Origin of the sequence: Streptomyces sp. TLI_171, assembly GCF_003610255.1 — a bacterium.
In the GTDB taxonomy this organism is placed as follows: domain Bacteria; phylum Actinomycetota; class Actinomycetes; order Streptomycetales; family Streptomycetaceae; genus Kitasatospora.
This window is the reverse complement of sequence record NZ_RAPS01000001.1, coordinates 7,704,819-7,729,262: the sequence shown is the minus strand read 5'-3', so window position 1 is coordinate 7,729,262 and position 24,444 is coordinate 7,704,819. Positions and strand designations below refer to the sequence as shown.

General features: G+C 73.8%; 23 protein-coding genes. 13 read left to right on the top strand and 10 right to left on the bottom strand.

The genetic code is table 11. The annotated features are described in order from the left end of the window. Positions 1-2: 2 nt before the first annotated feature. Together BX266_RS34530 and BX266_RS34525 are read right to left on the bottom strand one after the other, a co-directional pair. The gene (locus BX266_RS34530; RefSeq protein WP_099906459.1) at positions 3-1,271 is read right to left on the bottom strand and encodes a sensor histidine kinase; all 1,269 of its coding nucleotides are present in this window, start codon (positions 1,269-1,271) and stop codon (positions 3-5) included. Between the two features lie 34 nt (positions 1,272-1,305). Further along, the gene (locus BX266_RS34525) at positions 1,306-2,202 is read right to left on the bottom strand and encodes a CPBP family intramembrane glutamic endopeptidase (protein ID WP_099906457.1); all 897 of its coding nucleotides are present in this window, start codon (positions 2,200-2,202) and stop codon (positions 1,306-1,308) included. 297 nt (positions 2,203-2,499) lie between these two features. Between BX266_RS34525 and BX266_RS34520 the strand changes: the two genes are divergently transcribed. The 6 genes from BX266_RS34520 (at position 2,500) to BX266_RS34495 (ending at position 6,992) form a co-directional block, all read left to right on the top strand. Next, a complete protein-coding gene (locus BX266_RS34520) occupies positions 2,500-3,144 on the top strand; it encodes a dihydrofolate reductase family protein (protein WP_099906455.1) in 645 nt (214 codons plus the stop codon). Positions 3,145-3,192: 48 nt separating this feature from the next. Next, positions 3,193-3,585, top strand: coding sequence for a hypothetical protein (locus BX266_RS34515; protein WP_099906453.1), 393 nt, complete (start codon positions 3,193-3,195; stop codon positions 3,583-3,585). Positions 3,586-3,740: 155 nt separating this feature from the next. Further along, entirely contained in the window at positions 3,741-4,112 is a 372-nt protein-coding gene (locus tag BX266_RS34510; RefSeq protein WP_099906451.1) for a hypothetical protein, read from the top strand. Positions 4,113-4,489: 377 nt separating this feature from the next. Beyond that, complete coding sequence (locus BX266_RS34505; RefSeq protein WP_099906449.1) at positions 4,490-5,191, top strand: YciI family protein; 702 nt, start codon at positions 4,490-4,492, stop codon at positions 5,189-5,191. Next, positions 5,188-6,426 carry an RNA polymerase sigma factor gene (locus BX266_RS34500; RefSeq protein WP_099906447.1) on the top strand — a complete coding sequence of 413 codons (1,239 nt, stop codon included), beginning with the start codon at positions 5,188-5,190 and terminating at the stop codon, positions 6,424-6,426. Before BX266_RS34505 ends, BX266_RS34500 begins: the two co-directional genes overlap by 4 nt. A 137-nt stretch (positions 6,427-6,563) precedes the next feature. Further along, on the top strand, positions 6,564-6,992 hold the full coding sequence (locus BX266_RS34495; RefSeq protein WP_099906445.1) for a DoxX family protein: 429 nt from the start codon (positions 6,564-6,566) through the stop codon (positions 6,990-6,992). A gap of 39 nt (positions 6,993-7,031) precedes the next feature. Here the strand turns inward: BX266_RS34495 and BX266_RS34490 are convergent, their stop codons facing one another. Continuing rightward, a complete protein-coding gene (locus tag BX266_RS34490) occupies positions 7,032-7,553 on the bottom strand; it encodes a hypothetical protein (RefSeq protein ID WP_099906443.1) in 522 nt (173 codons plus the stop codon). A 156-nt stretch (positions 7,554-7,709) separates the two neighbouring features. Here BX266_RS34490 and BX266_RS34485 point away from each other — a divergent pair, with 156 nt between their 5' ends. Together BX266_RS34485 and BX266_RS34480 are read left to right on the top strand one after the other, a co-directional pair. Further along, positions 7,710-8,153, top strand: a complete 444-nt coding sequence (locus tag BX266_RS34485) for a hypothetical protein (protein WP_143687064.1) — start codon at positions 7,710-7,712, stop codon at positions 8,151-8,153. 138 nt (positions 8,154-8,291) lie between these two features. Continuing rightward, positions 8,292-8,663, top strand: coding sequence for a hypothetical protein (locus tag BX266_RS34480; RefSeq protein WP_099906439.1), 372 nt, complete (start codon positions 8,292-8,294; stop codon positions 8,661-8,663). An 82-nt stretch (positions 8,664-8,745) separates the two neighbouring features. Here the strand turns inward: BX266_RS34480 and BX266_RS40440 are convergent, their stop codons facing one another. From BX266_RS40440 to BX266_RS34465, 3 genes are all read right to left on the bottom strand, one after another. Next, positions 8,746-12,366, bottom strand: coding sequence for a SpaA isopeptide-forming pilin-related protein (locus tag BX266_RS40440; protein WP_259464996.1), 3,621 nt, complete (start codon positions 12,364-12,366; stop codon positions 8,746-8,748). A 433-nt stretch (positions 12,367-12,799) separates the two neighbouring features. After that, positions 12,800-13,219 (bottom strand): ATP-binding protein, encoded by a 420-nt coding sequence (locus BX266_RS34470; RefSeq protein WP_099906437.1) that lies wholly within the window; start codon positions 13,217-13,219, stop codon positions 12,800-12,802. A gap of 65 nt (positions 13,220-13,284) precedes the next feature. Beyond that, complete coding sequence (locus BX266_RS34465; RefSeq protein ID WP_143687063.1) at positions 13,285-13,662, bottom strand: STAS domain-containing protein; 378 nt, start codon at positions 13,660-13,662, stop codon at positions 13,285-13,287. Between the two features lie 193 nt (positions 13,663-13,855). Here BX266_RS34465 and BX266_RS34460 point away from each other — a divergent pair, with 193 nt between their 5' ends. Further along, positions 13,856-14,815 carry a hypothetical protein gene (locus tag BX266_RS34460; RefSeq protein WP_099906433.1) on the top strand — a complete coding sequence of 320 codons (960 nt, stop codon included), beginning with the start codon at positions 13,856-13,858 and terminating at the stop codon, positions 14,813-14,815. A gap of 94 nt (positions 14,816-14,909) precedes the next feature. On the opposite strand, the gene BX266_RS34455 is transcribed toward BX266_RS34460, so the two are convergent. Further along, the gene (locus BX266_RS34455) at positions 14,910-15,791 is read right to left on the bottom strand and encodes a fructosamine kinase family protein (RefSeq protein WP_099906431.1); all 882 of its coding nucleotides are present in this window, start codon (positions 15,789-15,791) and stop codon (positions 14,910-14,912) included. On the opposite strand from BX266_RS34455, the gene BX266_RS40435 reads away from it, so the two are divergent. Further along, positions 15,753-16,235, top strand: coding sequence for a putative quinol monooxygenase (locus BX266_RS40435; protein ID WP_099908632.1), 483 nt, complete (start codon positions 15,753-15,755; stop codon positions 16,233-16,235). The two genes, BX266_RS34455 and BX266_RS40435, sit on opposite strands and share 39 nt — an antisense overlap. 137 nt (positions 16,236-16,372) lie before the next feature. Here the strand turns inward: BX266_RS40435 and BX266_RS34445 are convergent, their stop codons facing one another. Both BX266_RS34445 and BX266_RS34440 read right to left on the bottom strand, forming a co-directional pair. Further along, on the bottom strand, positions 16,373-18,628 hold the full coding sequence (locus tag BX266_RS34445; RefSeq protein WP_099906429.1) for a catalase: 2,256 nt from the start codon (positions 18,626-18,628) through the stop codon (positions 16,373-16,375). Positions 18,629-18,933: 305 nt separating this feature from the next. Next, complete coding sequence (locus tag BX266_RS34440; protein ID WP_099906427.1) at positions 18,934-19,767, bottom strand: patatin-like phospholipase family protein; 834 nt, start codon at positions 19,765-19,767, stop codon at positions 18,934-18,936. A gap of 114 nt (positions 19,768-19,881) precedes the next feature. Between BX266_RS34440 and BX266_RS34435 the strand changes: the two genes are divergently transcribed. Beyond that, complete coding sequence (locus BX266_RS34435) at positions 19,882-20,556, top strand: TetR/AcrR family transcriptional regulator (RefSeq protein ID WP_099906425.1); 675 nt, start codon at positions 19,882-19,884, stop codon at positions 20,554-20,556. A gap of 246 nt (positions 20,557-20,802) precedes the next feature. Continuing rightward, positions 20,803-22,188 (top strand): alpha-amylase family protein, encoded by a 1,386-nt coding sequence (locus BX266_RS34430; RefSeq protein WP_180290859.1) that lies wholly within the window; start codon positions 20,803-20,805, stop codon positions 22,186-22,188. A gap of 320 nt (positions 22,189-22,508) precedes the next feature. Here the strand turns inward: BX266_RS34430 and BX266_RS34425 are convergent, their stop codons facing one another. Then, positions 22,509-23,129 carry a hypothetical protein gene (locus BX266_RS34425; RefSeq protein ID WP_143687062.1) on the bottom strand — a complete coding sequence of 207 codons (621 nt, stop codon included), beginning with the start codon at positions 23,127-23,129 and terminating at the stop codon, positions 22,509-22,511. 1,021 nt (positions 23,130-24,150) lie between these two features. Here BX266_RS34425 and BX266_RS34415 point away from each other — a divergent pair. Continuing rightward, a complete protein-coding gene (locus tag BX266_RS34415; protein WP_099906419.1) occupies positions 24,151-24,393 on the top strand; it encodes a chaplin in 243 nt (80 codons plus the stop codon). The last annotated feature ends 51 nt before the right edge of the window (positions 24,394-24,444 follow it).

The following is a 24,444-nucleotide window of genomic DNA, read 5'->3' as shown; positions in this document are numbered from 1 at the left end:
GGTCACTCCTGAACGGGGTCGGACGGAATCGTGGCGCGGACCTCGAAGCCGCCCGCCGGCCCGGGGCCGGCCTCCAGTTCACCATCGAGCAGCCGCACTCGTTCACGCAGCCCGGCCAGTCCGCGGCCGCCCGTCGCGCGGCCGGGTTTCCGCGCGGCCGGCACGGTGGCGGGCCCGTGCCCGGTGCCGGGCCCGTCCGTGGCGACCTCGATGCCGAGCTGCTGGTCGCCGTACCGGAGCAGGACCCGGGTCGGCTCTCCCGCCGCGTGCTTGAGCGCGTTGGTGAGCGCCTCCTGCACCACCCGGTACGCGGCCAGTTCCACGTCCACGCCGTGCGGCCGCCGCTCGCCCTGCTCGCTGAACTCGACCGGCTGGCCCGACCTGCGGGCCTCCTCGACCAGGTCGCGCACCCGCCCGAGGGCGGGCGCCCGGTCCGCCTGCTCGCCCGTCGCCCACTCCCCGGTCGCCGAACTGCCGGTCGTCGCCGAGTCGCCGGTCGCTTCCAGCACGCCGAGCAGGTACCGCAGTTCGGTCAGCGCCCGGCGGCCGGTGTCGCTGACGGCCGCCAGGCCCTCCGCGACGCGTTCCGGCGCGGAGGCGATCAGGAACTGCGCCGCGTCGGCCTGGACCACCATGGCGGTCACGTGGTGGGTGACCACGTCGTGCAGCTCGCGGGCGATCCGGGCGCGTTCGGCGGCGGTGGCGGCCTCGGCGGCCAGTCGCCGCCGCTGCGCCTCCTCCGTCCGCCGCGTGCGCACCGCGGTTCCCAGCAGCCGGACGGCGGCCAGGACCAGGAAGAACGCGAGGTAGTCCGGCACGGACTGCGGTGAACCGAGGCGGTGCAGCCCCACGGCCAGCAGGGCGTAGCCCGCGCCGGCCACCGCGACCAGGCCGCGCCGGAAGCGGACCTGGTGCGCCCCGGCCGAGTACAGCGCCAGGTACAGGCCCACGCTCGCGAACGTGGTAGCGAAGCCCAGCGCCTGGTGCGCGGCGAACGCGCCCGCGACGACGGCCAGACAGGCCGCCGGCCACCTGCGGCGGACCGCCAGCGGCAGGGTCTGGGCCAGGACCAGCCCGACGCCCAGCCCGCCGGCCGGCCGCTCGGGCAGGTCGCCGATCTGCGCGCCGATGCCGGCCAGCGTCGGCACGAACGCCGCCAGGGCGAGTGCCAGGGCGAGGACGCCGTCCTTGAGCAGCACGTCCCGCTCACGCCACCGGTCGAGCGGCGCCCGGAGCAGCGGAAGGCTCCAGGTCTCCTGACGGGACGTCATGTCCGTTTCCTCCAAGGGGCCGGCGTCGGCAACTTCAGCGGTCCGCGGGGCGGCGGGTCCTGAGCCCGCCGCCGCGGTGGGCGAGGACGAGCATCGGGACGGCGAGGGCCAGGGCGAGCAGGATGGGCACCACCGACGCCTCCAGGCCGAATCCCCCACCGGTCAGCAGCGCGGAACCGTGGACGCCGACGGTGAACAGGCCCTCGGGGGCGTGCCCGGAGACCGGGACGCCGAGCAGCTGCTCCGCGGCGTTCCAGGCGAAGTGCAGACCCACGACGAACCAGATGCTACGCCGCCACAGGAACGCGGCCCCCAGCAGGACGCCCGCCTCCAGGGCGATCGCCACCGCGCTCCACCCGTTCGCCGCCGGGGCCCCCAGGTGGGCGACGCCGAAGAACAGCGAGGTGATCACGAGGGCGGCCCCGCTGCCCCACAGCCGCTCCAGCGCCTGCAGGGCGAGGCCGCGGAACACCAGCTCCTCGGTGACCGCGGCGCCGATCTGCGCCGTGACCGCGCTCCCGACGACCGGCAGGACACCGTGTCCCGCCCAGGAGAACGAGTAGCCGCCGCACATCGTGATCAGGACGGCGGAGGCCAGGATGAAGGCCAGCCCGACCCCGCTGCCGAGCAGCAGCGCCCGGCCGGCCCCGTGCCGGGCGGTCTCCGGCGCGGGCCGTCGGGCCACCCGGTGCATGACCAACCGGTAGACGGCCACCGCGGCGGCCGCGCCCAGGATCGGCACCGGGCCGGGCCCGGTCGCGGTCAGCCCGGAGACCAGGCCGACGCCGACCGCCCCCGTCAGCAACCAGCCCAGTGGCGAGCGGGCGATCCGGACCAACCGGCCGCCGCCTACGGCGTGTTCCGCCCCCGGTCCGGTGTGGGTTTCGGTGTCGGCGTCGGTGTCGTGCGGTGCGGCGGACGTCGTCCCCATGATGGCCTCCCCTGTCGTGGTCGTCCCTGCGCCGACCTGACGACAACGGTAGGAATCCACCGCTCGCCGCGAGTCACCCGCGCAGGGACAACTGCGGTAGCTCTCACGGGGGATGCGCGCCCCCGCTGCGGCGTGGTCCGGGCCGGACCGAGCGCTCCCGGCGCGGGCCGGGCACCGCCGCGCCGCCGCGTGCCGAGCGCGTTGACCACCGCATTGTCAGTGGCGCGTGCCATGCTGACGGCAACTCAGCCGCCGCTCATCGATCCGGTGGCTCCCATTCACAAGGACGGACCGCCGATGTCCCGGGTCAGGGTGCACAACTTCTCCATCTCGCTCGACGGGTTCGCCACCGGAGAGGGGCAGACCGAGGAGGCACCCTTCGGGCACGCGGGGATGCGCCTGCACGAGTGGGCGTTCCGGACCAAGACCTTCCGCGCCATGCGCGGACAGAGCGGCGGCAGCACCGGCGTGGACGAGGCGTTCGCGCAGGCGACCGATCCCGGCATCGGCGTGGAGATCATGGGGCGGAACAAGTTCGGCCCGCAGCGCGGTCCGTGGCCGGACGAGAACTGGAAGGGCTGGTGGGGCCCGAACCCGCCGTTCCACACGCCGGTCTTCGTGCTCACCCACCACCCGCGCCCCTCGCTGGAGATGGAGGGCGGCACCACTTTCCACTTCATCGACGCCTCACCCGAGGAGGCGCTGCGCCAGGCCCGCGCGGCCGCCGGCGGCCTGGACGTCCGGATCGGCGGTGGCCCGACCGTCGTCCGCGAGTTCCTGGCCGCCGACCTGATCGACCATCTGCACCTGGTGGTGGTCCCGATCCTGCTCGGCCGCGGCGAGCGGCTCTGGGACGGCATGGAGGGCCTGGAGCAGCGCTTCACCTCGGTGGAGTCGGTCTCCTCACCGTCCGGCGTGACGCACGTGACCTTCCAGCGCTAGGTTCGCTGCCGGCGGCGTCCGCCCCCCGTCGACCCAGGAGCGCCTGTCATGTCCTTCCCCGGGTTGCCCGCGCTGCCCGCGCTGGTCGCGTGGCACACCGTGGACAGCAATGTCTTCCCCTACGCGGCGCGGCTGGACGGCCGCTGGCTGGTCCTGCGGCTCAACGACTTCCCCGAACATCCCCTCTACACCCTGTTCGTGGACGGCCAGGTGATCGGCGACCTCAACGACGTCCCGAGCACCTGGCAGCTGCGGCCCCGGGCCACCCTGCCCGTTCTCACCGCCCAGGATCGCCTGACGGTGCTCCGGCTGATGACCGGCCGCGGGCCCTACGGAGCCGAGGCCGACGCGCCGTGCACGGGCGACTGGTGCGGGTGCAGCATCCGCACCGACGACTACGCCGCCGGGCCGAGCACCTTTCCCCGCCGCGCCGCGGAGTAACTCCCCGCCCCGGCAGGTGCCGGGGAGTCGCGGGCACGCGCCCGGACCGGTCGGTTGTCAGTCCCGCGGGAGACAATATGTTTGCAGGTCAAGGTACTTGCTGCATTCACATCTCGGGGCATTTCCGCCACCGTTGCTCGCTCTGGAGGCTTGCTGTGAGTTTCGACATCGGCACGGCCCGCTACTTCCACCCCGTCGGCACCGACGGCGAGATCTGCCGCGCGCACTCGCGGGCGGCGCTGGCGACGAAGGCCGCCGCGGTCGCGCTGCGGCGCGGCCTGGACGACGGCCTGACGGAGGACCAACTGCTGGAGTGCGTCGCCGAGGCGCGGGAGGGCGTCCCGGCGCCGCTCCCGTCCGTGGAGACGCGGGCGGCGGTGCGCGCGGCGCTGCGCGCTCCGCTGACGCGGGACGCGGACCCGCAGGACGTGGCGGACGCGGTGTTCGAGATGCTGCCCGACACCCCGCTCCGGGTGGAGGGCCCGGGCGGCCGGGTCTTCTTCCTGGTCCCGATCGCCGCCACCTGAGCCTCCCGACCGCACCCCCACCGTCCGACTCGCCCGGCCGCGCCGCTGAACGCAGCGCGGCCGGTGACGTCTCGATCACTGCGAACAGCGGCTCCGCCTCACGATCACGAACAACCGCGGGGACCACCGCCACTGTCCCCGGCTCCCGAGCCGGTGCGGGTGGGGAGGGTGCCGCGCTTGGCGTCGGCGTTCCAACCCCGCAGCGCTCGCGCGGAGTCGGTGGACCGGGCAGGTGAGCGGAGCGGCACGGTCGGCTCGTGCCTCTCGCTCGGGATCCGGCACCGGCAGCAACATCGGCGGGAGAATTTCTCCGCTGCCCTGTCGGATTCGGCGACGGCCGTTCGTCGTTCCGGTGAACCGCTCGAAAGGGGACTGTCATGAGGTACGTACTGTTCATCGCCGCCGACCCGACCGGGGAGGCGACCGAGGAGGACCCGCAGGCGTGGGTGGAGAAGTGGAACGGGCGCGGGGTCCGGCTGGAGGGGATGCCGTTGAAGCCGGTCGCCGAGACCCGCACGATCCGGGTCCGCGGGGAGCAGGTCCTGGTCACCGACGGCCCGTTCGCCGAGACCACCGAGTGGATCGCCGGGTACGACCTGCTGGAGGCGGCGGACCTCGACGAGGCGATCGAGGTCGCCGCGTCGCACCCGATGGCGAGCGCCGGACGCATCGAGATCCGACCGGTCGATCCGCTCGACCTCGGCCCCGGCACCGACAGCGTCCCGCACGACGGCGACGCTCCTGCCGCGCGCTACCTCGGCATCTTCCGGACCGACCCGACCGCGCAGCCTGCCGATCCCGACCCGGCAGCGGTGGCCGCGTGGGTCCGCGACGGCCTCGCCCGCGGCCGCTACCTCGGCGGCGAGCACCTGCGCCCCGTCCACGACGCCACGCTCGTCCGCCGCCGGAACGGCGAGGTCCTGATCACCGACGAGGCGTACACGGACGTACCGCAGTGGGTGACGGGGCTGGTCTTCGTCGACGGCGAGCGGCAGGAGGTCATCGACTACCTCGCGCGTTCGCCGATGGCGCGGGCCGGGATCGCCGAACTGCGCGAGTTCTGGACGGACTTCGCGTGACCGCCGGGCCGGCGGAGGTACGGGCGGCGCTCGCCGCGGCGCACCGCGCCGAGTGGGGCGTCGTCTTCGGCACCCTGGTGCGCCTGACGGGGGACTGGGAGCTCGCCGAGGACTGCGCGCAGGACGCGTTCGCCCGTGCCCTGCCGGCCTGGGAACGCGACGGCGTGCCGGACCGGCCGGGGGCGTGGCTGACCACCACCGCCCGGCGCCGCGCGCTGGACGTGCTGCGCCGCCGGACGACCGAACAGGGCAGACTCGCCGAGCTCGCCGCGCTCGCGGAGGTCGAGGCGGTCCGCGAGCCGCAGCCCCGCGAGGACGAGCGGCTGCGGCTGGTGTTCACCTGCTGCCATCCGGCGCTCCCGCTGGAGTCCCGGGTGGCGCTCACCCTCCGGGCGGTCGGCGGGCTGACCACCCGCGAGATCGCCCGCGCCTTCCTGGTCGGCGAGGACACGGTGTCGCAGCGCATCCTGCGCGCCAAGCGCAAGATCGCGGCGGCCGGCATCCCGTACCGGGTGCCGCCGCCGGGCGCGCGCGCCGAACGGCTGGGCGGGGTCCTCGCCGTCCTGTACCTGGTGTTCACCGAGGGGTACGCGCCCAGCGACGGCAGCGCCGTCCGCGACGCGCTCGCCGAGGAGGCGATCCGGCTCGCCCGGCTCGTCGCCGCCGAGGTGCCCGAGGAGCCGGAGGCCCGGGGGCTGCTCGCCCTGCTGCTGCTCCAACACGCCCGGCGGGCCGCCCGGTTCGGCCCGGACGGGAGCCCGATCACGCTGGAACACCAGGACCGCACCCGCTGGGACCGCGCTCTCGTCGCCGAGGGCGCGGCCCTCGCCCGCGACGCGGCCGCGTCCGGCGGTCCGTACGCGCTCCAGGCGGCGATCGCCGCCGAGCATTCGCTCGCCCCGGTGGCCGCCGCCACCGACTGGGGCGCGATCACCGCCCTGTACGACCGCCTCCTCGCCCTCCGGGCGAACCCGGTGGTCCAGCTCAACCGCGCCGTCGCCGTCGGCATGCGCGACGGCCCGCAGGCCCAACTGGACGCCCTCGACGCCCTGGGCACCCCCAAGGAACTCGCCACCCACCACGCCCTGCCCGCCGTCCGCGCCGACGCCCTGCGCCGCCTGGGCCGCACCGACCAGGCCGTGCTGAGCTACCGGGCCGCCCGCGACCTCGCCCCGAACGCGGCGGTCGCCCGCGAGTACACCCGCCTCATCGCGGAGCTCGCCCCGCCCGACTGACCTGCCGTCACCCGGGGGCGACGGCCTGCGCAGCGGACCGGGGCAGAAGTTCTCCCAGGGACCGATGAGTTCGGGCGGCCTCCGCCGTCGAAGCCGGTGAGAGCAAGCAACGACCGCCGACTCCGGGAGACCCCCAGATGACCAGCACCACCCCCACCGCGCAGCCCACGCAGCCCGCGCAGTCCGCCGCGCCCGCCAAGAAGGCCGTCGTCCGAACGGTCTGGACCCTGCGGGTGCTGCTCGCGCTGTTCTTCGCCCTGGCCAGTGCCCTGCCGAAGCTGCTCGCGCTCCCGGCGGCCACCACGGTCTTCGACGCCATCGGCGTCGGCGACTGGTTCATGTACCTGACCGGGGCCGTGGAGCTCGCCGGTGCGATCGGTCTGCTCCTCCCCCGCTGGGCCGGACCCGCCGCAACGGCACTGATCGCCTTCCTGCTGTGCGCGTTCGTCACCCAGCTCACCGCCATGCACGGCGAGAACGCCGGCACCCCGTTCCTGTTCATGGTCCCGCTGGCCGTCATCGCCTGGCACTGTCGCACCGAGACCGTCCGACTCCTGCGCCGCTGACGACGCCCGGCGGCTGCCGCCACCGACGCCGCCGGAGCATCAGGAACGCCTGGTGCTCCGGTCGCCGCCGAGCGCGGCCGCGATGCCTTCGAGGATCGCAGCGAACTCCTGGGCCGGGATCTCCACCACGAAGACCGCACCGGCGTCCTCCGGATGGTTGACCAGGTGCTCCTCGCGCCAGAACTCCAGCGTGATCACCAGCCGGTCCCGCTCGCGGAACAGAAAGGCCGTCACACCGTCGGTGGTGGGCCCCCACGACAGGGCTCGGAACCGGCTCGGCAGCTCCCGCTCGGCCTCGGCCCCGTCGTCGCTCCCCGCACTTCGCGCGAGACGACGATGGGTGGCTTCGGCGGAGAGCCCGGCGAACGGCAGCGGAGAGCCTTCACCGGATCGCAGCCGGGCAGCGGCCATCGACACGTCCCGCCGGAACTGCGGGGTGTACGCCATGTTGTCGTCGCAGGTCAGCCACTTCCCGGCTGCCCAGAGATCGACCCGGCACAGCGGGCCCGGCTCGCCGACCTCGGCGGCGAACCGTGCCCTGTCTCCCAGCACCACATCCATGCCCGCGACCGTCGCAGGTCCACCCCTCCCCGGCAACCGAATAGTCCGCCGCCCCTTCTCCGCCGTGACCGGCAGAAGTCGCGCGCGCCTTTACGGCACGGGCCCGGACCGACAGAATCAACCCGCAGTCGTGCGAGGCGATTTGGGGGCGTCACCGTGGCCGGATTCCGCATCGGGAAGTTGGGCATCCTGATCGGCCCGATCGTCGCGCTGATCGGTGTCCTTTACTGCGTTCCGCTCGTCCACGTCCGTCACGACTACGCGGGTGCGACCCGCGTCGAGGCGACCGTCCTCGTCGCCGACTACGACCGGCACGTACGAGGGGCGTCCGCCCGCGCGATCGTCGTGGCCGCACCCGACCCGCTGCCGCTCGACGACCTCGCCGGAGCCCCGGACGACCTGGTGCCCGGCGAGCGGGTCACCGTCCTCACCCGCCCCGGCCGCGCCGTCCTTGCCGACCAGGTCGACTGGACGCTCTTCGCCCTCCCCGTGCTGGTCGTTCTCGTCGGGCTGGCGATCACCTGGCGCGGCGTCACCGTCATCCGCAGAGATCCCCCGCCCGGCCCCACCGGCCCCACCGGCCCCGACGCCTGGTTCTGATCCGTCCGGATGACGTTCCGTCAGCGCCGGGCGGTCTTGTCCCCGGGTGCGGCCGCTGCCAGCATGAGCGGGTCCGGCCGAGCCGGCGGGGTGTCTGTCGAGGCGGGTGCCGGGCAACGACTTTCGGGGGAACGTCTCATGCTGTCTCGCCGTACTCCGCTGCGCGTCGCCGTCGCGGCCCTGGGCGCCGCCGCCGCGCTCGCACTGACGACGTCCGCGCCGGCCTTCGCCGCCAATGAGGGCGATCACTGGCTCAGCACGCCGAACTGCACCGCGGACCAGAAGATCGAGCTCCACCTCTACACCGACGGCCTGTACCACGACTTCCAGGCCATCAACCCGACCCGGACCGACGGCCACTGCGAGTTCGCACTGCTGGACGGGCGGTTCGGCTGGGACTCGTACAGCGGCGCGGAGTCCCCCTGGTACTACGACGGCCCGGGCCACAGTTACCAGGCCTACGTCGTCGACCACACCGCCGGACAGGTCGTGTACGGCATCCGCAACTGAGCGGGCGCTCCCGGGAACGCCGAGGTGCCCCGGCCCGCTGTGGCGGACCGGGGCACCTCGACTGCGGGGGTGTGACTACCCGTCAGCTCTCACGGGGTCGGTCCCACGGCTTGTTCGGACCGTGGTCGCCCTTCGGCGGGCACGGCTCGGGCGGGCAGGGCTTCGGCGGGCGCGGCTTGGGCGGGCACAGCCGGGTGTCCTTCACCGTGACCTCGACGCAGGGGCAGTCCTTGGTGAGGACGACCTTGGTCACCGGGTCGGCCGGCCGGGCGTAGCCGTCCGGGGCCGAGACCTCCTGCCAGTAGTAGGTGCCGAGCGGGAGGTCCTGCGCGGCGCAGACGCCGTCGTCGCCGGTGGTGCAGGGCTCGCCGACCTTGGTGTCGGCGTTGGCGCCGAGCGTCTGCAGGCCGGGGTGGCCGTTGGTCTCGCGCCACAGCTGGAAGACCGCGCCGGCCAGCGGCTCGCCGGTCTCGGCGTCGACCTTGATCACCTTCGTCTCGCCCGGTCCCTCCTCCGGCGTCCTGGCGTCCTTGACCACGACCGGCACGTTCTGGCCGGCGGCGGCGATGACGACGGTGGTCACCGGCTCGGCGGGCAGGTCGAAGCCGTCCGGCGCCGACACCTCCTGCCAGTAGTAGGTGCCCAGCGGCAGGCCGGTCCCCCGGCAGACGCCGGTGGCGGGGGTGGTGCAGGGCGCACCGACCGCGGTGTCCGGGTTCGCCCCGGTGGTCTGCAGACCGGACACGCCGTTGGTCTCGTGCCAGAGCTGGAACACCGCGCCGGCCAGCGGTCGGCCGGTCCCCGCGTCCAGCTTGGTCACGCCGGTGGAGCCCGTTCCGGCCGGCGTCCGGGTGTCCTGGACGGTCACCGGGACGTTCTGTCCGCCGGTGGTGAGCACCACCGTGGTCACGTTCTGCGCGGGCAGCTCGTAGCCCTCCGGCGCGGAGGTCTCCTGCCAGTAGTACGTGCCCAGCGGCAGCCCGGTCGCCGAGCACTGGCCGGTGGCGGGGGTGGTGCAGGGCGCGCCGACCGCGGTGTCCGGGTTCGCCCCGGTGGTCTGCAGGCCCGGGACCCCGTTGGTCTCGTGCCACAGCTGGAAGACGGCTCCGGCCAGTGGCGCGTCGGTCGTCGCGTCCACCTTGGTGACGGTGGTGGAGCCCGTTCCGGCCGGCGTCCGGGTGTCCTGGACGGTCACCGGGACGTTCTGTCCGCCGGTGGTGAGCACCACCGTGGTCACGTTCTGCGCGGGCAGCTCGTAGCCCTCCGGCGCGGAGGTCTCCTGCCAGTAGTACGTGCCCAGCGGCAGGTTGTTCGCCGTGCAGACGCCGGTGTCACTGGTGACGCACGGGGAGCCGATCGCGGTGTCCGGGTTGGCCCCGGTGGTCTGCAGGCCCGTGACGCCGTTGGTCTCGTGCCACAGCTGGAACACCGCGCCTTCGAGCGGCGCGTTGCTCGTCGCGTCGACCTTGGTGACGGTGGTGGAGCCGAGCGGGACGGGCGACCGGGTGTCCTGGACGGTCACCGGGACGTGCTGCCCGTCGGCGTTCAGGACGACGGTGCTGACCGGCTGGGCGGGCAGGTCGTAGCCGGGCGGAGCCGCCGTCTCCTGCCAGTAGTAGGTGCCCAGCGGCAGACCGCCGGCCTCGCACCGGCCGTCGGCGGGCGTGGTGCACGGCGAGCCGACCTCGGTGTCCGGGTTGGCTCCGCCGGTCTGCAGGCCCGAGACGCCGTTGGTCTCCCGCCACAGCTGGAACACCGCGCCCGCGAGCGGCGCATCGGTCGTCGCGTCGACCTTGGTGACGGTGGTGGAACCCGTCGGTGCGGCGGTGCGGGTGTCCTGCACGGTGACGGCCTCGTTCTGGCCGTCGGCGCTGAGCAGGACCGTGCTGACGTTCAGGTCGGGCAGGTCGTAGCCGTCGGGTGCGGACACCTCCTGCCAGTAGTAGGTGCCCAGCGGCAGGTCGGTGGCCGAGCACCGGCCGTTGGCGGGCGTGGTGCAGGGCGAGCCGACCTCGGTGTCCGGGTTCGCCCCGGTGGTCTGCAGGCCGGTGACGCCGTTGGTCTCGTGCCACAACTGGAACACCGCACCGGCCAGCGGCGCGTTGGTCTCCGAGTCCACCTTGGTGACGCTCGTGGCGGCGGTCGGCGCGGCGGTCCGCGCGTCCTGCACGGTGACGGCCTCGTTCTGGCCGTCGGTGCCGAGCACGACGGTGCTGACGTTCTGCGCGGGCAGGTCGTAGCCGGGCGGGGCCGCGGTCTCCTGCCAGTAGTACGTCCCGAGCGCCAGACCGGTGGCCGAGCACTGGCCGTTGGCGGGCGTGGTGCAGGGCGGGCCGACCGCGGTGTCCGGGTTCGCCCCGGTGGTCTGCAGGCCGGTGACGCCGTTGGTCTCGTGCCAGAGCTGGAACACCGCACCGGCCAGCGGCGCGTTGGTGGCGGCGTCGGTCTTCGTCACGCTGGTCGAGGCGGTCGCCATCACCGTCGTCCGGGTGTCGCGGACGGTGACCGCCGCGTTCTGGCCGTCGGTGGTGAGGTCGACCTGGGTGACGGGCTGGGCGGGCAGGTCGTAGCCGGGCGGGGCCGCCGTCTCCTGCCAGTAGTAGGTGTCCAGCGGCAGGCCGGTGACCGAGCACTGGCCGTTGGCCGGCGTGGTGCACGGCGCGCCGACCTTGGTGTCGGGGTCCGCGCCGTCGGTCTGCAGCCCCGCGACGCCGTTGCTCTCCCGCCACAGCTGGAACACCGCGCCGGCCAGCGGCTGCGCGGTGTCGGAGTCGACCTTGGTGACCGAGGTCGACGCGGTGGGGGTGGGCGTGCCGCACTCGGGGAGGTCGCCGTTGAACGGGTAGGCGTGGATCTCCGTGCCGGTGCCGCCCGAGCCGCCGGAGGTGTGGTTCAGGGTTCCGGTGCTGAAGAAACGCCCGTTCAGGCCGGGCATGTTGACGGTGGTGGTGCTGGCCGGGTTGCCCACCAGGATGCTGCCCTGGAACTGGCCGGTGCCGGTGAAGGTGACGGAGCCGGCGGTCGGGACGTTCCACAGCAGGCGCTCGCGCAGCTGGTTGAGCGGGTCGTTGTCGTCCAGGCCGCCGCTGAAGGTGCTGACGGTGCGGGCGGCGCCGGTCAGGTTGACCAGCACGGTCGCGTTGGCGGGAATGTTCTGGAACGCGATGCCCTGCTGGGCGCCGCCGCTCGTGGTCAGGTCGAAGTCCACGTTGAACACCTGGAGCGCTGACGTGCCGTCACCGGTGAACAGGGTCTGGAAGCTCTGGTTGACCGCGGTCCCCGTGGCGGGCCGCGGCGCACCGATTCCGGCGTAGCACTCGCTGGCGGCCTGCAGTTGCCCGCGCAGCGGGGTGTAGGCGGCGACGGCCTGCGGGTCCTGGACGACGGTGCCCTCGACGGTGCCGCTGACCGTGCCGGCGTGGCGGACGACGCCGCCTTCCGCGATCAGCCGCTGGCCCTGGGCGACGGTGACGTTGCCGCCGGCGGCGAGGAAGTCCGAGCCGTCCGGCGGGGGAACGCGCGATCCGACGCCCGCGATGCCGACGTTGTAGACGGCGCTGCCGCCCGCTGCCTTGTTCTGCGAGAAGTTGCCGAGGGTCACCACTCGGCCCTCGGCCTCCGCGGCCGAGCCGGTGACGTTGAAGTCGCCGCCGACGAACACGTTGATGTTGGCGTCGCGGCCGGCGAAGGGCCCGTTGTTCACCGGCGGGAACGTCGCCGGGCATTCCGCCCCCAGGCACGGCCCGAGACCGCCGGGAAGCCCGGCCGCCCAGGCGCCGGGGCCGACACCGGCCAGTCCGAACGGCACGAGCGTCGCGGCGAGGCCGGCGCTCAGCATTCGGCCCAGCCATCGTCTTGTCCGTGCGGGCGACACACGCTGATCTGCTGCCACCTGGGTCCTTCCGGCGAGTGCGAACGATGAGACGCCCGAGTCTCGTCACGACCCCTCGTCCGCGAACCCACGACGCGCTGGCATCCCCTCGGACGGCCCCGCCCGCGGCCCTCCGATGGCCGAACGGGTGGCCGCCGAACGGACGAAGCCCGCCACTCCCCCGCCGCCCTCCCGGTGCCCGGTCAGGAACGGGGACCGCTCGCGGCAGCGGGCCGTTCGGGGCGTCGCCCGGAACCGGCCGCCGTCACCGCGGGCCGTGCCACGGCGCGGGCGCCGGCAGGGTCGCCCAGACGGCCTTTCCCGTTGGGGTGGGGCGGTGCCCCCAGGCGAGGGCGAGCCGGTCGACGATCACCAGGCCGTGCCCGTGGGGCAGCTCGGGGCGGTGCGGGCGGCGCAGGCGCGGCGGATCGGACGAGGGGTCGGTGACGGTGAGGGTGAGCCGGTCCAGGTCCCGGTCCAGATCGAGGTCGAGCCGGCGGGGGCCGGGGGTGTGCTGGGCGGCGTTGGCGAGGAGTTCGGCCGCGACCAGCAGCACGTCGGTGGCGGCGCCCGGGTCGCTCAGGCGCCAGTCGGCCAGGGTGCGGCGCGCGAAGGCCAGTGCCGCCGCGGTGCGGTCCCCGGGGAACATGTTGAGGTGGCGGTGCTGGTCGTGGGCCGGTGCCATAGCGGATCCCGTGTGCCCTGGTCGGCGGAAACCTGTCACGGCGCGTGTGCCCCCCGGCCCGGCCGCTACACCGCGCCGCGGCCGCCGGTCAGGCCGTCCAGGCCGCTCACCGCCTGCTCGGCGGTGTCGAAGGCGGGGAACAGGAACCCGGTCTCGGTGAGCTCGAGGACCCTGCGCACCCCGAGACTCGGAGCGATCAGCACCAGCGGGATCTCCGTCGCCGCGGCCCTCTTACGGACCTGGATCAGCACGTTCAAGCCCGTCGAGGTGAACAGCCCCACCCCGCTCAGGTCCACCCCCAGGACAGCCGGCTCCTCCGCGAGCGCCTTGTCCAGGACGTTCTCGGCGACGGCGGCGGCCTCCTGCACCACGTCCCCGCTGAAGCTGCACACCACCATCGGCCCCACCCGGCGCGTGCTCGCCTTCAACCGGTGTCCCGACACCACGGCCTCCTCGCCCACGAGCACAAACGACCTCCGCACCCGCACCACTTCACGCTACGCCCCGCCCCCGGGCCCGGGCACCGGAGACACCCCGGGCAGAGCGCCCACCTGCCCGTCGGCCCACTCGGGCGTGCGGTCCGCGGCCGCGGGTGAGCGAATCGAAGGGACGGACCGGAAGATCGCGGAGGCGGTGATGGAGTTCGAGCAGGTCGCGGACGGCCTCTACGCCGTGCGTCCGGGCGAGTTCACCGCGGCGCGCGACCAGGCGGCGGCCGAGGCCCGGCAGGCCGGCGACCGGGAGCTCGCCGCTCAGGTCAAGGCGCTGCGGAAGCCGACCCTCGCCGCGTTCGCGGTCAACCAGTTGGTGCGCCGCCACGGCGCGGAGGTCGGGCCGCTGCTGGAGCTCGGCCGTGCCCTGCGCGAGGCGCAGGACCGGCTCGCCGGAGCCGAGTTGCGGGCGCTGTCCGCACAGCGACACCGGCTGGTCGCGGCGCTGACGCAGCAGGCCCGCCGGTCGGCCGCCGACGCGGGCGAGCACCTCGGCGAGGCGCAGTTGCGCGAGGTGGAGCAGACCCTGCGGGCCGCACTCGCCGACGAACACGCCGCCGTGGCGTTGGCGGCGGGCCGGCTCAGTGCGGCGTTGGAGGAGGCGGGCGCTCTGCCACCGGCGTCCGACGGTGCCCCGCCCGGGCTCCGGGTGGGCGGCATGGCGAGGACGGCACCCGCACGAAAGGCCGGACCGCCACGGAGAGGGAAGGCGGTGCAGGCCGGGAGGTCCGAGGGGGCGATCCACCGGGCATCCGCCCGACAGGAAGCGGAAGGCCGGGTAGCCGAGGCGAAGGCGGCCCTGGCCGGGGCCGAGGACGTGCAGCAGGCCGCCGACCGCGAGGCCACGCGACTGGGCGAGGAGGTCGAGCGCCTGGCCGCCGACACCGCCACAGCAGCCGAACGCGCCGAGCGGGCCCGGGCCGCCCTGGAGCGGGCCGAGCAGCACCTCGCGTCCGCCCGCGCCGCCGAGAAGGCCCGGCGCGACGAACACGCGACGGCCCGGAAGCGGGCAGCCGAAGCCGCCGTCGCGACCGGCAGGACCCGCGAGGACCTCGACCGGCAACAGGCACGGTTGGCGGAGCTGGAGAGGCAGGGTGGCCGGTGATGGCCCGGCCCAAGAGCCACTCGGGGTTCACGACCCGCAAGGATGATCCCACCCAGCTTGCTCCCGGCCGAGGTGAGAGGCTGTTCGGCCGCGCTCAGGGCCGCTTCCGGAAAGGGGCGAGCGTGGCGCGCACGAGATCGGCGGCGCCCCAGTCCGGGTCGAACTGGGCGATCACGGCCAGGTGCTGGCGCAGTTGGAGGATCGGCATGCGTTCGCGCCAGTCGCTGTCGAGCCCGGTCAGCTCGGCGTAGCGGTCGAAGAACACGTGTGCCTCGGGGGGCGGCGCCGTCGTCCACAGGTGGGCCAGGTCGACCTCGGCCCAGGTGTAGGACACGGCCGGGTCGATCAGGGCGGGCCGCCCGTCGGGGGTGACCATGACGTTCATCGCCCACAGGTCGCCGTGGGTCAGGCACGCGGGCCTGACCGGCAGGAGCTCGGGCAGCCGGTCGCACAGCCGCTCCAGCGCGGCCCGGTCCCCGGCGTCCAGCGCCCCCTGGACGCGCCGCTCGCCGAGCCAGCGCAGCAGGCGGTGCTGGGCGAAGAACGCGAACCCGTCGTCGTCCCAGGTGTTGACCTGCCGTCGACGGCCGAGCCAGTTGTCCCGGTGCCATCCGAACCGCGGGTACCGCGTGGTGGTGTGCAGGCGGGCGAGCGCATGCGCGAGCTGCTCCCAGAAGGCCTCGGTGCCCGGACGGGGCCGCAGCAGGGTCAGCGCGAGGACGTCGCGGTCGGCGAGGACGATCTCGGGCGTGGCGACGCCCGCCTCGCGCAGCACGGTCAGCCCTTCGGCTTCCGCGGCGAAGACGTCGTCCGACGGCGGCTCGTCGAACGCCTTGACGAAGACCGACGTGCCGTCATCGCGGCGCGCCAGACCCGCGGTCGCGGCGAGGCCTCCGGTGGCCGGCTCGACCGCGGCGACGTCGGTCAGGCCGGCCGCGTGCAGGCGTTGGAGCAGGAAGGACGCCGTGTCCGTCAAGGGTGTGTTCCTGTCGTCCTGGTCGAGGTCAACGATGGCGGCCTGCCGGGCGCCCTGGCGTACTCGGGCGCACCGGTACGGGCTCGTACGGTCGGCTTCGACCTCGGCGCGTGGGGCACCAGGCCATCCTGCCCGGTCTGCCGCGCGGGCCGTGCGTCGCGGTGCGGCTGGGCCTCATCAAGGCACTCCAACGAGCCTTCGGCGGCAGCGGCCACAGGGTGTCGCGAGGAACCGGGTTGTCTCTCCTACGAGGTGTTCCGCTCCGAGGGCTCACCCGAGCGGTACGTGAGCATCGAGAAGTACGTCGACCCGGCGGCATTCGCGGCTCACCGCGCCGCCGACCACTTCCGCGAGATCGGCGCGGCCCGGCTGATGCCGCTGACAACTGCGCGCGACGTACGGATGTATGACCAGCCGTTCGAGATCCCGCCCGCGGGACGCTAAGCGGGCGCCGAGCGCCGCCGGCTGACCCTCGACCAGGGCTTCACCCGCGCCGTCGGGTCACCTCTGCTGTGCCTGCGGCCGTCGGAGCCAGGGCGGCCTGGCTCCGACGGCCGGGGATCGCACGGCGGCGAGCTGTGTCAGGCGGCCGGGAACCGGTCCCACACCCGGTGGGCGCCGAGGAAGCCGACGATGCCGGCCAGCACCTCGTCCATGTTCTCCCCCGTCAGGACGCCGGGGGCCTGCGGGTCGATGCCCGCCGCGGCCCACACGGCCCGCGCCGCCGGGTGGCCTCCGATCGGTTTGGCGTGCCGGTAGGCCTCGTTGACGAGCAGGGCGAGACGCGAGTCGACCGTCGAGGGGCCGTTGGACTTGGCGTCGCGCGCGCCGCGGTCGTCGGTCGCGGGCGGGACGGACGCGAGGACGACCAGCGCGTCGAACTCCACCGATCGGGCCGCGCCGAAGGTGCGTTGGACGGTGAGGCCGTCGGCCAGCGGGGCGCCGGTGGGCGCGATGACCAGGGCCGTCATCCCGGTGCCGCGCACCGCGTCACGGGCCGCCCGCACGAGCCCGGCGTCGCCGTCCGGGTCCGCGACGATGCCGACGACGCGCCCGTCGACCGGCCAGCTCCCGGCCAGCTGTGACAGCGCGGGACTCGGCGTGGACGGCTCGACCTGGACCGTGGCGGCCGGGGCCGGCAGGCCGAGCCCGGCCGCGACCTCGGCGCACAGGTCGGCGTCGATGTTGGCCAGCACCCCGAGCATCCGCTCCCTGATCGCCGGTTCGTAGACCTTCGACAGTTCGAAGGTGTAGGCGGCGATCACGTGCTGCTGCTCGACCGGGGTGAGGCTGCGCCAGAACAGCCGGGGCTGGCCGAAGTGGTCGTCGAACGAGGCCGGCGCCGCCCGGACCTTGGCGGCGGCGGCGATCGGCGTCGGGTACTCAACGAAGGCGTGCTCACCGGCGCCGGCGAAGAACGGGCAGCCGCCGTCGAGCGAGTTCGGCTTGTAGGGGGCGACGCCGGTGTGCACCGCGTCCTGGTGGAAGCCGTCGCGGAGCATGTCGTTGACCGGCGCGTGGGTGCGGTTGATCGGGATCTGCGCGAAGTTCGGGCCGCCGAGCCGGGTGATCTGGGTGTCGAGGTAGGAGAACAGCCGGCCGGACAGCAGGGGGTCGTCGGTGATGTCGATGCCGGGGACCAGGTGGCCCGGGTGGAAGGCGACCTGCTCGGTCTCGGCGAAGTAGTTCGTCGGGTTGGCGTTGAGCGTCATCAGCCCGATCGGCCGGACCGGCGCCAGCTCCTCGGGGACGATCTTCGTCGGGTCGAGCAGGTCGATGCCTTCGAAGGTCTGGTCCGGCGTGTCCGGGAAGGTCTGGATGCCGAGCTCCCACTGCGGGAAGGCCCCGGCCTCGATCGCGTCCGCCAGGTCGCGGCGGTGGAAGTCGGGGTCCATGCCGTTGATCAGCTGGGCCTCCTCCCAGACCAGGGAGTGGACGCCGAGCTTGGGCTTCCAGTGGAACTTGACCAGTGTGCTCGCGCCGTCGGCGTTGACCAGGCGGAAGGTGTGGACGCCGAAGCCCTCCATCATCCGGTACGAGCGCGGGATGCCCCGGTCGGACATGTTCCAGATGGTGTGGTGGGTGGCCTCGGTGTGCAGCGAGACGAAGTCCCAGAAGGTGTCGTGCGCGGACTGCGCCTGCGGGATCTCCCGGTCCGGGTGCGGCTTGGCGGCGTGCACGACATCGGGGAACTTGATCGCGTCCTGGATGAAGAACACCGGGATGTTGTTGCCGACGAGGTCGAAAACGCCCTCACCGGTGTAGAACTTGGTCGCGAAGCCCCGGGTGTCGCGCACGGTGTCGGCCGAGCCCCGCGACCCCAGGACGGTGGAGAACCGCACGAAGACCGGCGTCTCGACACCGTCCGCGAGGAACGCCGCCTTGGTGACCCCGGCGGCGGTGCCGTAGCCGCGGAAGACGCCGTGCGCCGCCGCCCCCCGGGCGTGCACGACCCGCTCCGGGATCCGCTCGTGGTCGAAGTGCGTGATCTTCTCGCGGAGGTGGTGGTCCTGGAGCAGGACCGGCCCGCGCGGACCCGCCTTGAGGGAGTGGTCGCTGTCCGCCAGGCGGACACCCTGGGCGGTGGTCAGGTATCCGCCGCTCTGCGCCCGCAGGTCCGCGGCCGCGCCGCTGCTCCGACCGGTCGCCGACACCACGCCGGGTCCGTCCTGGTCGGGCTTGGGCGGTAGCGGAGCGCGCGGCTCGGTCGGCTCCGCCACCGGCGGCGCCTCCACGCCGGGCGCACCCGGCACCTCCGGCCGGTCACGGCCCGTCAGATCGGACACCGCCTCGGCCACGGCGTCCACGACCTTGCGCACAGGGTTCGACTCACTCATTGGTCCTCCGGTTCGAACAGCGGCCCGGCCAACAGCGTTGGACAGGGCGGTTGCATTCACGCGGCCGACGGCGAGCCGACCGGCCCGGGCGGCGCGGCCCCCGCACCGCGGCTGCCGACGACCGCCTGCCCCCTTCGCGGCGGAGCACCCGTCCCGAATCCCGACCGTGGTGCCCGAGCCACGCGCGGCCACGCGTCCCACCAAGCTTCGGCGGCCGTCGGCGAGGTCGCGACGCGATGCGGCGTTCGGCCTACTCGCCACCACGCCGCACCGGCACCACATGCCCGCCGGACCGGACGCCTGGGTCAGCGGAGGTCGGTGAGGGCGGCTGCGACGGCGGCGCCCTGGCGGTGGCCGGCCCGGGCCGCGGCCGGGCGGCGGGTGTCGGCGGTCAGGTCGCGGCCCATCGCGCGGCGGGCCTCGCGGTCGGGGACGACCAGGGTGGTGCGGGTGCCGGCGGCGCGGAGTTCGGCGGCCTGGGTGCGGGCGTCGGGGTGCGGGCCGACGGCGGCGGGCATGGGGGTGATCGCCAGGACCCGCCGGTGGTCGGCGGCCAGCTGGAGGTTGCCGGTGGAGCGGGTCCCGCCGTCGATCCACTGCCGGCCCAGGGCGGTGACGGGTGGCCAGAGCAGCGGCACGGCGCAGCTGGCGGCGACGGCGTCGACCAGGTCGAGTCCGGTTCCGGCGTGGAACGCCTCGACCTGTCCGGTGGCGGCGTCGACGGCGGCGATCCGCAGGGGGCGGTCGGGCCAGGCGGTGTGGCCGCCCAGCAGGTCCCGCACGGTGTCGTGCAGGTCGCGGTCGGGCGTGGGCCGTGCGGTGCGGGCGGCGCGGGCGAGGCGTCGGATCGAGCGTTCCGGGTCGCGGGTGGGCAGGGCCGCCCACAGGAAGCGGGCGGTCTGCGCGAGGGTGACGTCCATCGCGACGCCGTCCAGGCCGGCGAGTTGACGCTCGTACAGGTCGCGGACGTCCTGGCCGCAGGCGAGCCGGGTGCCGTGGACGGCTCCGGCGGAGGTGCCGATGACGGTGCGGGCCGCGGCCGGGTCGACGCCGGCCTCGGCGAGGCCGGCGAGCACGCCGAGCGTCCAGGCGCCGCCGACGGGTCCGCCGCCGCCCAGGACCAGTGCGGTGTCGTGCACGGAACTCCCCTCTCCGCCGTGGAGACCAGAGAAACGGGGACCATTCCCCGCTTTACTGCTGTGGGACGATACCACCAGTACCGGGGATCGCTCCCCGCTTCCCCGGAGGCAGGCATGACCGACACCAACGACACCGCACCGCCGCGGCGCCGCGACGCGCGGCGCAACCGGGACCTCCTGGTGGACGCCGCCCGGCAGACCTTCGCCGAGCAGGGACTGGACGCCCCGCTCGATGTGATCGCCCGTCGCGCGGGCGTCGGCAACGCCACCCTCTACCGCCACTTCCCCAGCCGCGCGGAGCTGGTCGACGCGGTCTTCGGGGACCGCCTCGCCGCGACCTCGGCCGCGGGCGAGCAGGCGCGCGGCGCGCAGGACCCGTGGGAGGGCCTGACCCGGTACCTGGAGTACGTCTTCACCGCGCTCGCCGCCGACCGCGGCAGCAACGACCTGATGACCGCTCAACTTCCGGACAGCCGGGCCCTGCAGGCCGTCCACGCGCACAACCGACAGACCGTCGACCTGCTCCTGTCCCGCGGTCGCGACCTCGGCGCCGTCCGTCCCGACCTCACCCCCGAGGACGTCCTGCTCGCCCTCGCCGCCCTCGGCCGCACCGTCCCCGCGCTCACCGAAACCGCCGGCCCCGACGCCTGGCGGCGCCCGCTGGCGCTCCTCATCGACGGCTTCCGCAGCTCACCCGGCCACCACGCCCTCCCCTCCCCCACCCTCCGACCCGAACAACTCGCCGACGTCCTCCACCGCCTCGGCCCCCACCGCACCACCCCCCGCTGACCCCGCGGCACCGGCGCCGTGCGGCCGGGTTCGGGCGCCGGTGCGGGACCCCTTGACGGCCTCGGCGGCGGGCCGTACGTTCTGCGCTGCCGCAAATGTTTCCGGCAACTTTCAGGGAGTTTGCAGAAACATCACCGGCGGCAGCCACCCGCGCACCCTCGGCTCCCACCCCACCAGGAGACCTCCGTGGACCACCCCTCCCCGGCGCCCCGCCGCCGACGCCGCGTCCCGTTCACCGCCACCGCCCTGGCCGTGGCCACCGCGGCAGCCGGCCTGGCGACCGCCCCCACCTCGGCCGTCGCGGCCACCCCGGGCAGCAAGAGCGTGACGGCCACCCTGTTCGAGTGGTCCTACTCCTCGGTGGCGAAGGAGTGCACCAACGTCCTGGGGCCCAAGGGCTACGGCTACGTCGAGGTGTCGCCGCCGCAGGAGCACATCCAGGGCAGCCAGTGGTGGACGTCCTACCAGCCGGTCAGTTACAAGATCGCCGGACGGCTGGGCGACGCGACCGCCTTCGGCGCGATGGTCAGCACCTGCCACGCCGCGGGGGTGAAGGTGGTCGCGGACGCCGTGGTCAACCACATGAGCGCGGGCTCCGGCACCGGAACGGGCGGGACGGTCTACACCAAGTACAACTACCCGGGCTACTACCAGGACTGGGACTTCCACTCCTGCCGCACCGACATCTCCAACTACGCGGACCGCGCCAACGTGCAGAACTGCCAGCTCTCCGGCCTGGCGGACCTCGACACCGGCAGCGACTACGTCCGCTCCACCATCGCCGCCTACCTCAACAGCCTGATCGCCAAGGGCGTCGACGGCTTCCGGATCGACGCCGCCAAGCACATCGCCTCCGGTGATCTCGCCGCGATCAAGGCCAAGCTGAGCAATCCCGGCATCTACTGGGTGCAGGAGGTCATCTACGGCTCGGGCGAGGCCGTCCAGCCCGGCGAGTACACCGGCACCGGTGACGTCGACGCGTTCATGGGCGCCTACGACCTGAAGCGGATCTTCACCAGCGAGAAGCTCGCCTACCTGAACAACTGGAACGACTCCTGGGGAGCGGGCTACCTGCCGAGCGCCAACTCCCGGACCTTCACCGACAACTGGGACACCGAGCGCAACGGCTCCACGCTGAACTACAAGTACGGCAACACCTACACGCTGGCCAACGTCTACCTGCTGGCCTGGCCGTACGGCTCGCCCAACGTGTACTCGGGCTACGAGTTCAGCGACATCGACGCCGGCCCGCCGAACGGGGGGACCGTCAGCGCCTGCTACCAGAACGGCTGGAAGTGCCAGCACGCCTGGCGGCAGATCGCCAACATGGTCGGCTTCCGGAACGCCGTGAACGGCACCGCGGTCACCAACTGGTGGTCCAACGGCAACAACGCGATCGCCTTCGGCCGCGGCTCCAAGGGCTACGTGGCCATCAACCACGAGACCACCGCACTGACCCGGACCTTCCAGACCTCGCTGCCCGCCGGAAGCTACTGCGACGTCCAGCACGGCGACCCGAGCGCCGGCGGCGGCTGCAGCGGGCCCAAGTACACCGTCGCGGCCAACGGCACCTTCACCGCAACGGTCGGCGCGGGTGACGCGGTGGCCCTGTACGCGGGCGCGGGCGGCTGACGCCCACCCGCGAACGGCCTCCCGGGTGGGCGGCGGTCCGAGCCGATCGCCGCCCACCCGGGTCGGCCCGACGTCTCGTCAGTACCTGTGTCTCAGAGTGGCGGACACCACGCGGTCCCGGTCCGCCCCGCGGTGCTGTCCGGTGACCACGGCCCCACGGCCGCTGACCGCCCGGCAGGCTGTTCCGCGGCACCGTCTCCGACCCGATGATGCCGGAGACTCCCCGGGTCCGTCCGTCAGAACGACGAGTCGGGCCGAACAGGATCGGCCGCCCCGAGCAGCCCGGTCCGGACCGGCGCGAGCGACTTCCACCCGCGTGGTCAGTTGGTGTGGTGCCGGGCCGTCCGCGGCGAGGCCAGTCGGGCAACGGTCTGCCGGGCTGCTTCGCGGTGGTCCGGGCGCGGGGCCGGCCCCCGGGGGCCGGCCAGGTCACGGCCGGTGAGCGACTTGGCGCCGACCGCGGTCCAGTCGGCACGGCGCACCACGGCGATATGTCCTTCCACGTGGGCCTTTCGGTCCTGCCAGTCGTCGGGTGGCGCCATCAGGACGCGAAGGTCCTGATGGTTCAGCCACTCCAGTCCCAGGACCTGGCGCCCGAGGTGGTGCTCGATGAGCGACAGCGCGGTGCCGGTCTCCAGGTGGACGAGCAGGAGTTCCCCCGCGAAGAAATAGCCGCCGTCATACTCGCCGGATCCCACCGCGAGCAAAGGGAGGGTCGGGTGGAACGCCATCGCGTTCACCGGGTGGTGCGACCTCAGGAGCCAGCGCCGGCGGGCGCGATCGGTGACGTGGAAGACGCCGACCGTGTTGGCCTCGTCGTGCTCGCGCGCGCCGGCCACGGCAACCACGCGTCTCCGCTTGTCTGCGACGGCCACGACAGGATCGCCTATCTCGACGAACGGATCGTCGGAGCCGTTGCCGTCAGCGGGAGATGGGGTCATACCGAGGATCTTCGCAAGGATCCGGGCGACGTCGGCAACCGGGGCCCCTGGACCCTGTTCGCCTCCTGACCAGGTCTAACGCCGGCCGGCGGATCGACGACCGGTACTCAGAGCTCCAGCACCTCGCGGTCGAGCGGGTACTGCGCGCGGTGCTGGCCCTCGTACGGCTAGGGGTGATCGGGAGGAAGCCGGTGGGCCGGAGGCCCAGGTTGTCGTCCCAGAGCCGGGGTTCGACCTGTCCGAGGACGCGGAACCGGCGGAAGGCGAAGGGCGGGCTGGCGGTCGGTAAGAACCCGGCCGTGGTCATCACCTGGAAGGGCAGGTGCGGCGTGGCGGGGTTTCCGTTGTTGCCGATCAGCCCCAGGACCTGGCCGGGTTCGACGCAGTCGCCCTCCCGGACGTCGAGCGAGCCGGCCTCCAGGTGGGCGTGGAGCAGGTAGCGGGCCCGGCCCGACCTCCAGGGTGACGTGGTTGCCGACGGTTTCCTCGATCTGCGGGACGGGCGGGGTGACCGACGGCCCTGCCAAGGCGTCTGACGGTCCGTGAGCTGCCGGGTGGCGTCGCCGCCGCGGCCGACGGACGGCAGCGGGCGCCGCCGGGCAGGGCCGTGCCGCGCGGCCGGACAGGTGATCACACTGGGCCGCACGGGTGGCCGGGGCACGCCCAGGGCGGGTTCACCGTGGATCGCGGGCGGCGGCGGGGGACAGTTCGTGTCGGCCGAAGTGTCGGACGGGCATCCCCCGCCCGCCGCTCTCGGACGGATACGGGCCGTCGCTGCTGAGCCATGGGAATCGGAGACCGCTGGTGATCCTGCTTCGTCGCCTGCGCACCGGTCCGCCCCGGGCCGTGGCCGCCGGCCCGTTCCGGGCGCCCGTGGAGGCGCCCGTCCCCTGATCCCGTGCCGGGACGCACTCGTCGGGGTGATTCTGCACCCCGTCGGGCACGCCGCCGGCACGCGCACCCCGAATCACCGGTGCCGCCCCACCCGGGGCGGCGCCCCGCATGGAACCAAGGAGTCGACATGTCCCGCACCCGCACGTACCTCGCCGCCGTCGCCCTGGCCGCCACCGCTGTGCTCGGCACGGCCGGAGTGGCGTCCGCGTCCGCCGGCGCCCAGGGCGTGGCCGTCGGTTCGCCCGGCGTCCTGTCGGGCAACCTGATCCAGATCCCCGTGCACATTCCGGTCAACGTGTGCGGCAACAGCATCAACCTGATCGGCGCGCTGAACCCGGCGGCCGGCAACTCCTGCGCCAACATCGGCTGACCGATCCCCCGCCGACGGGTCCGCTCCGCGGCCCGTCAAGGCAGTGCGAAG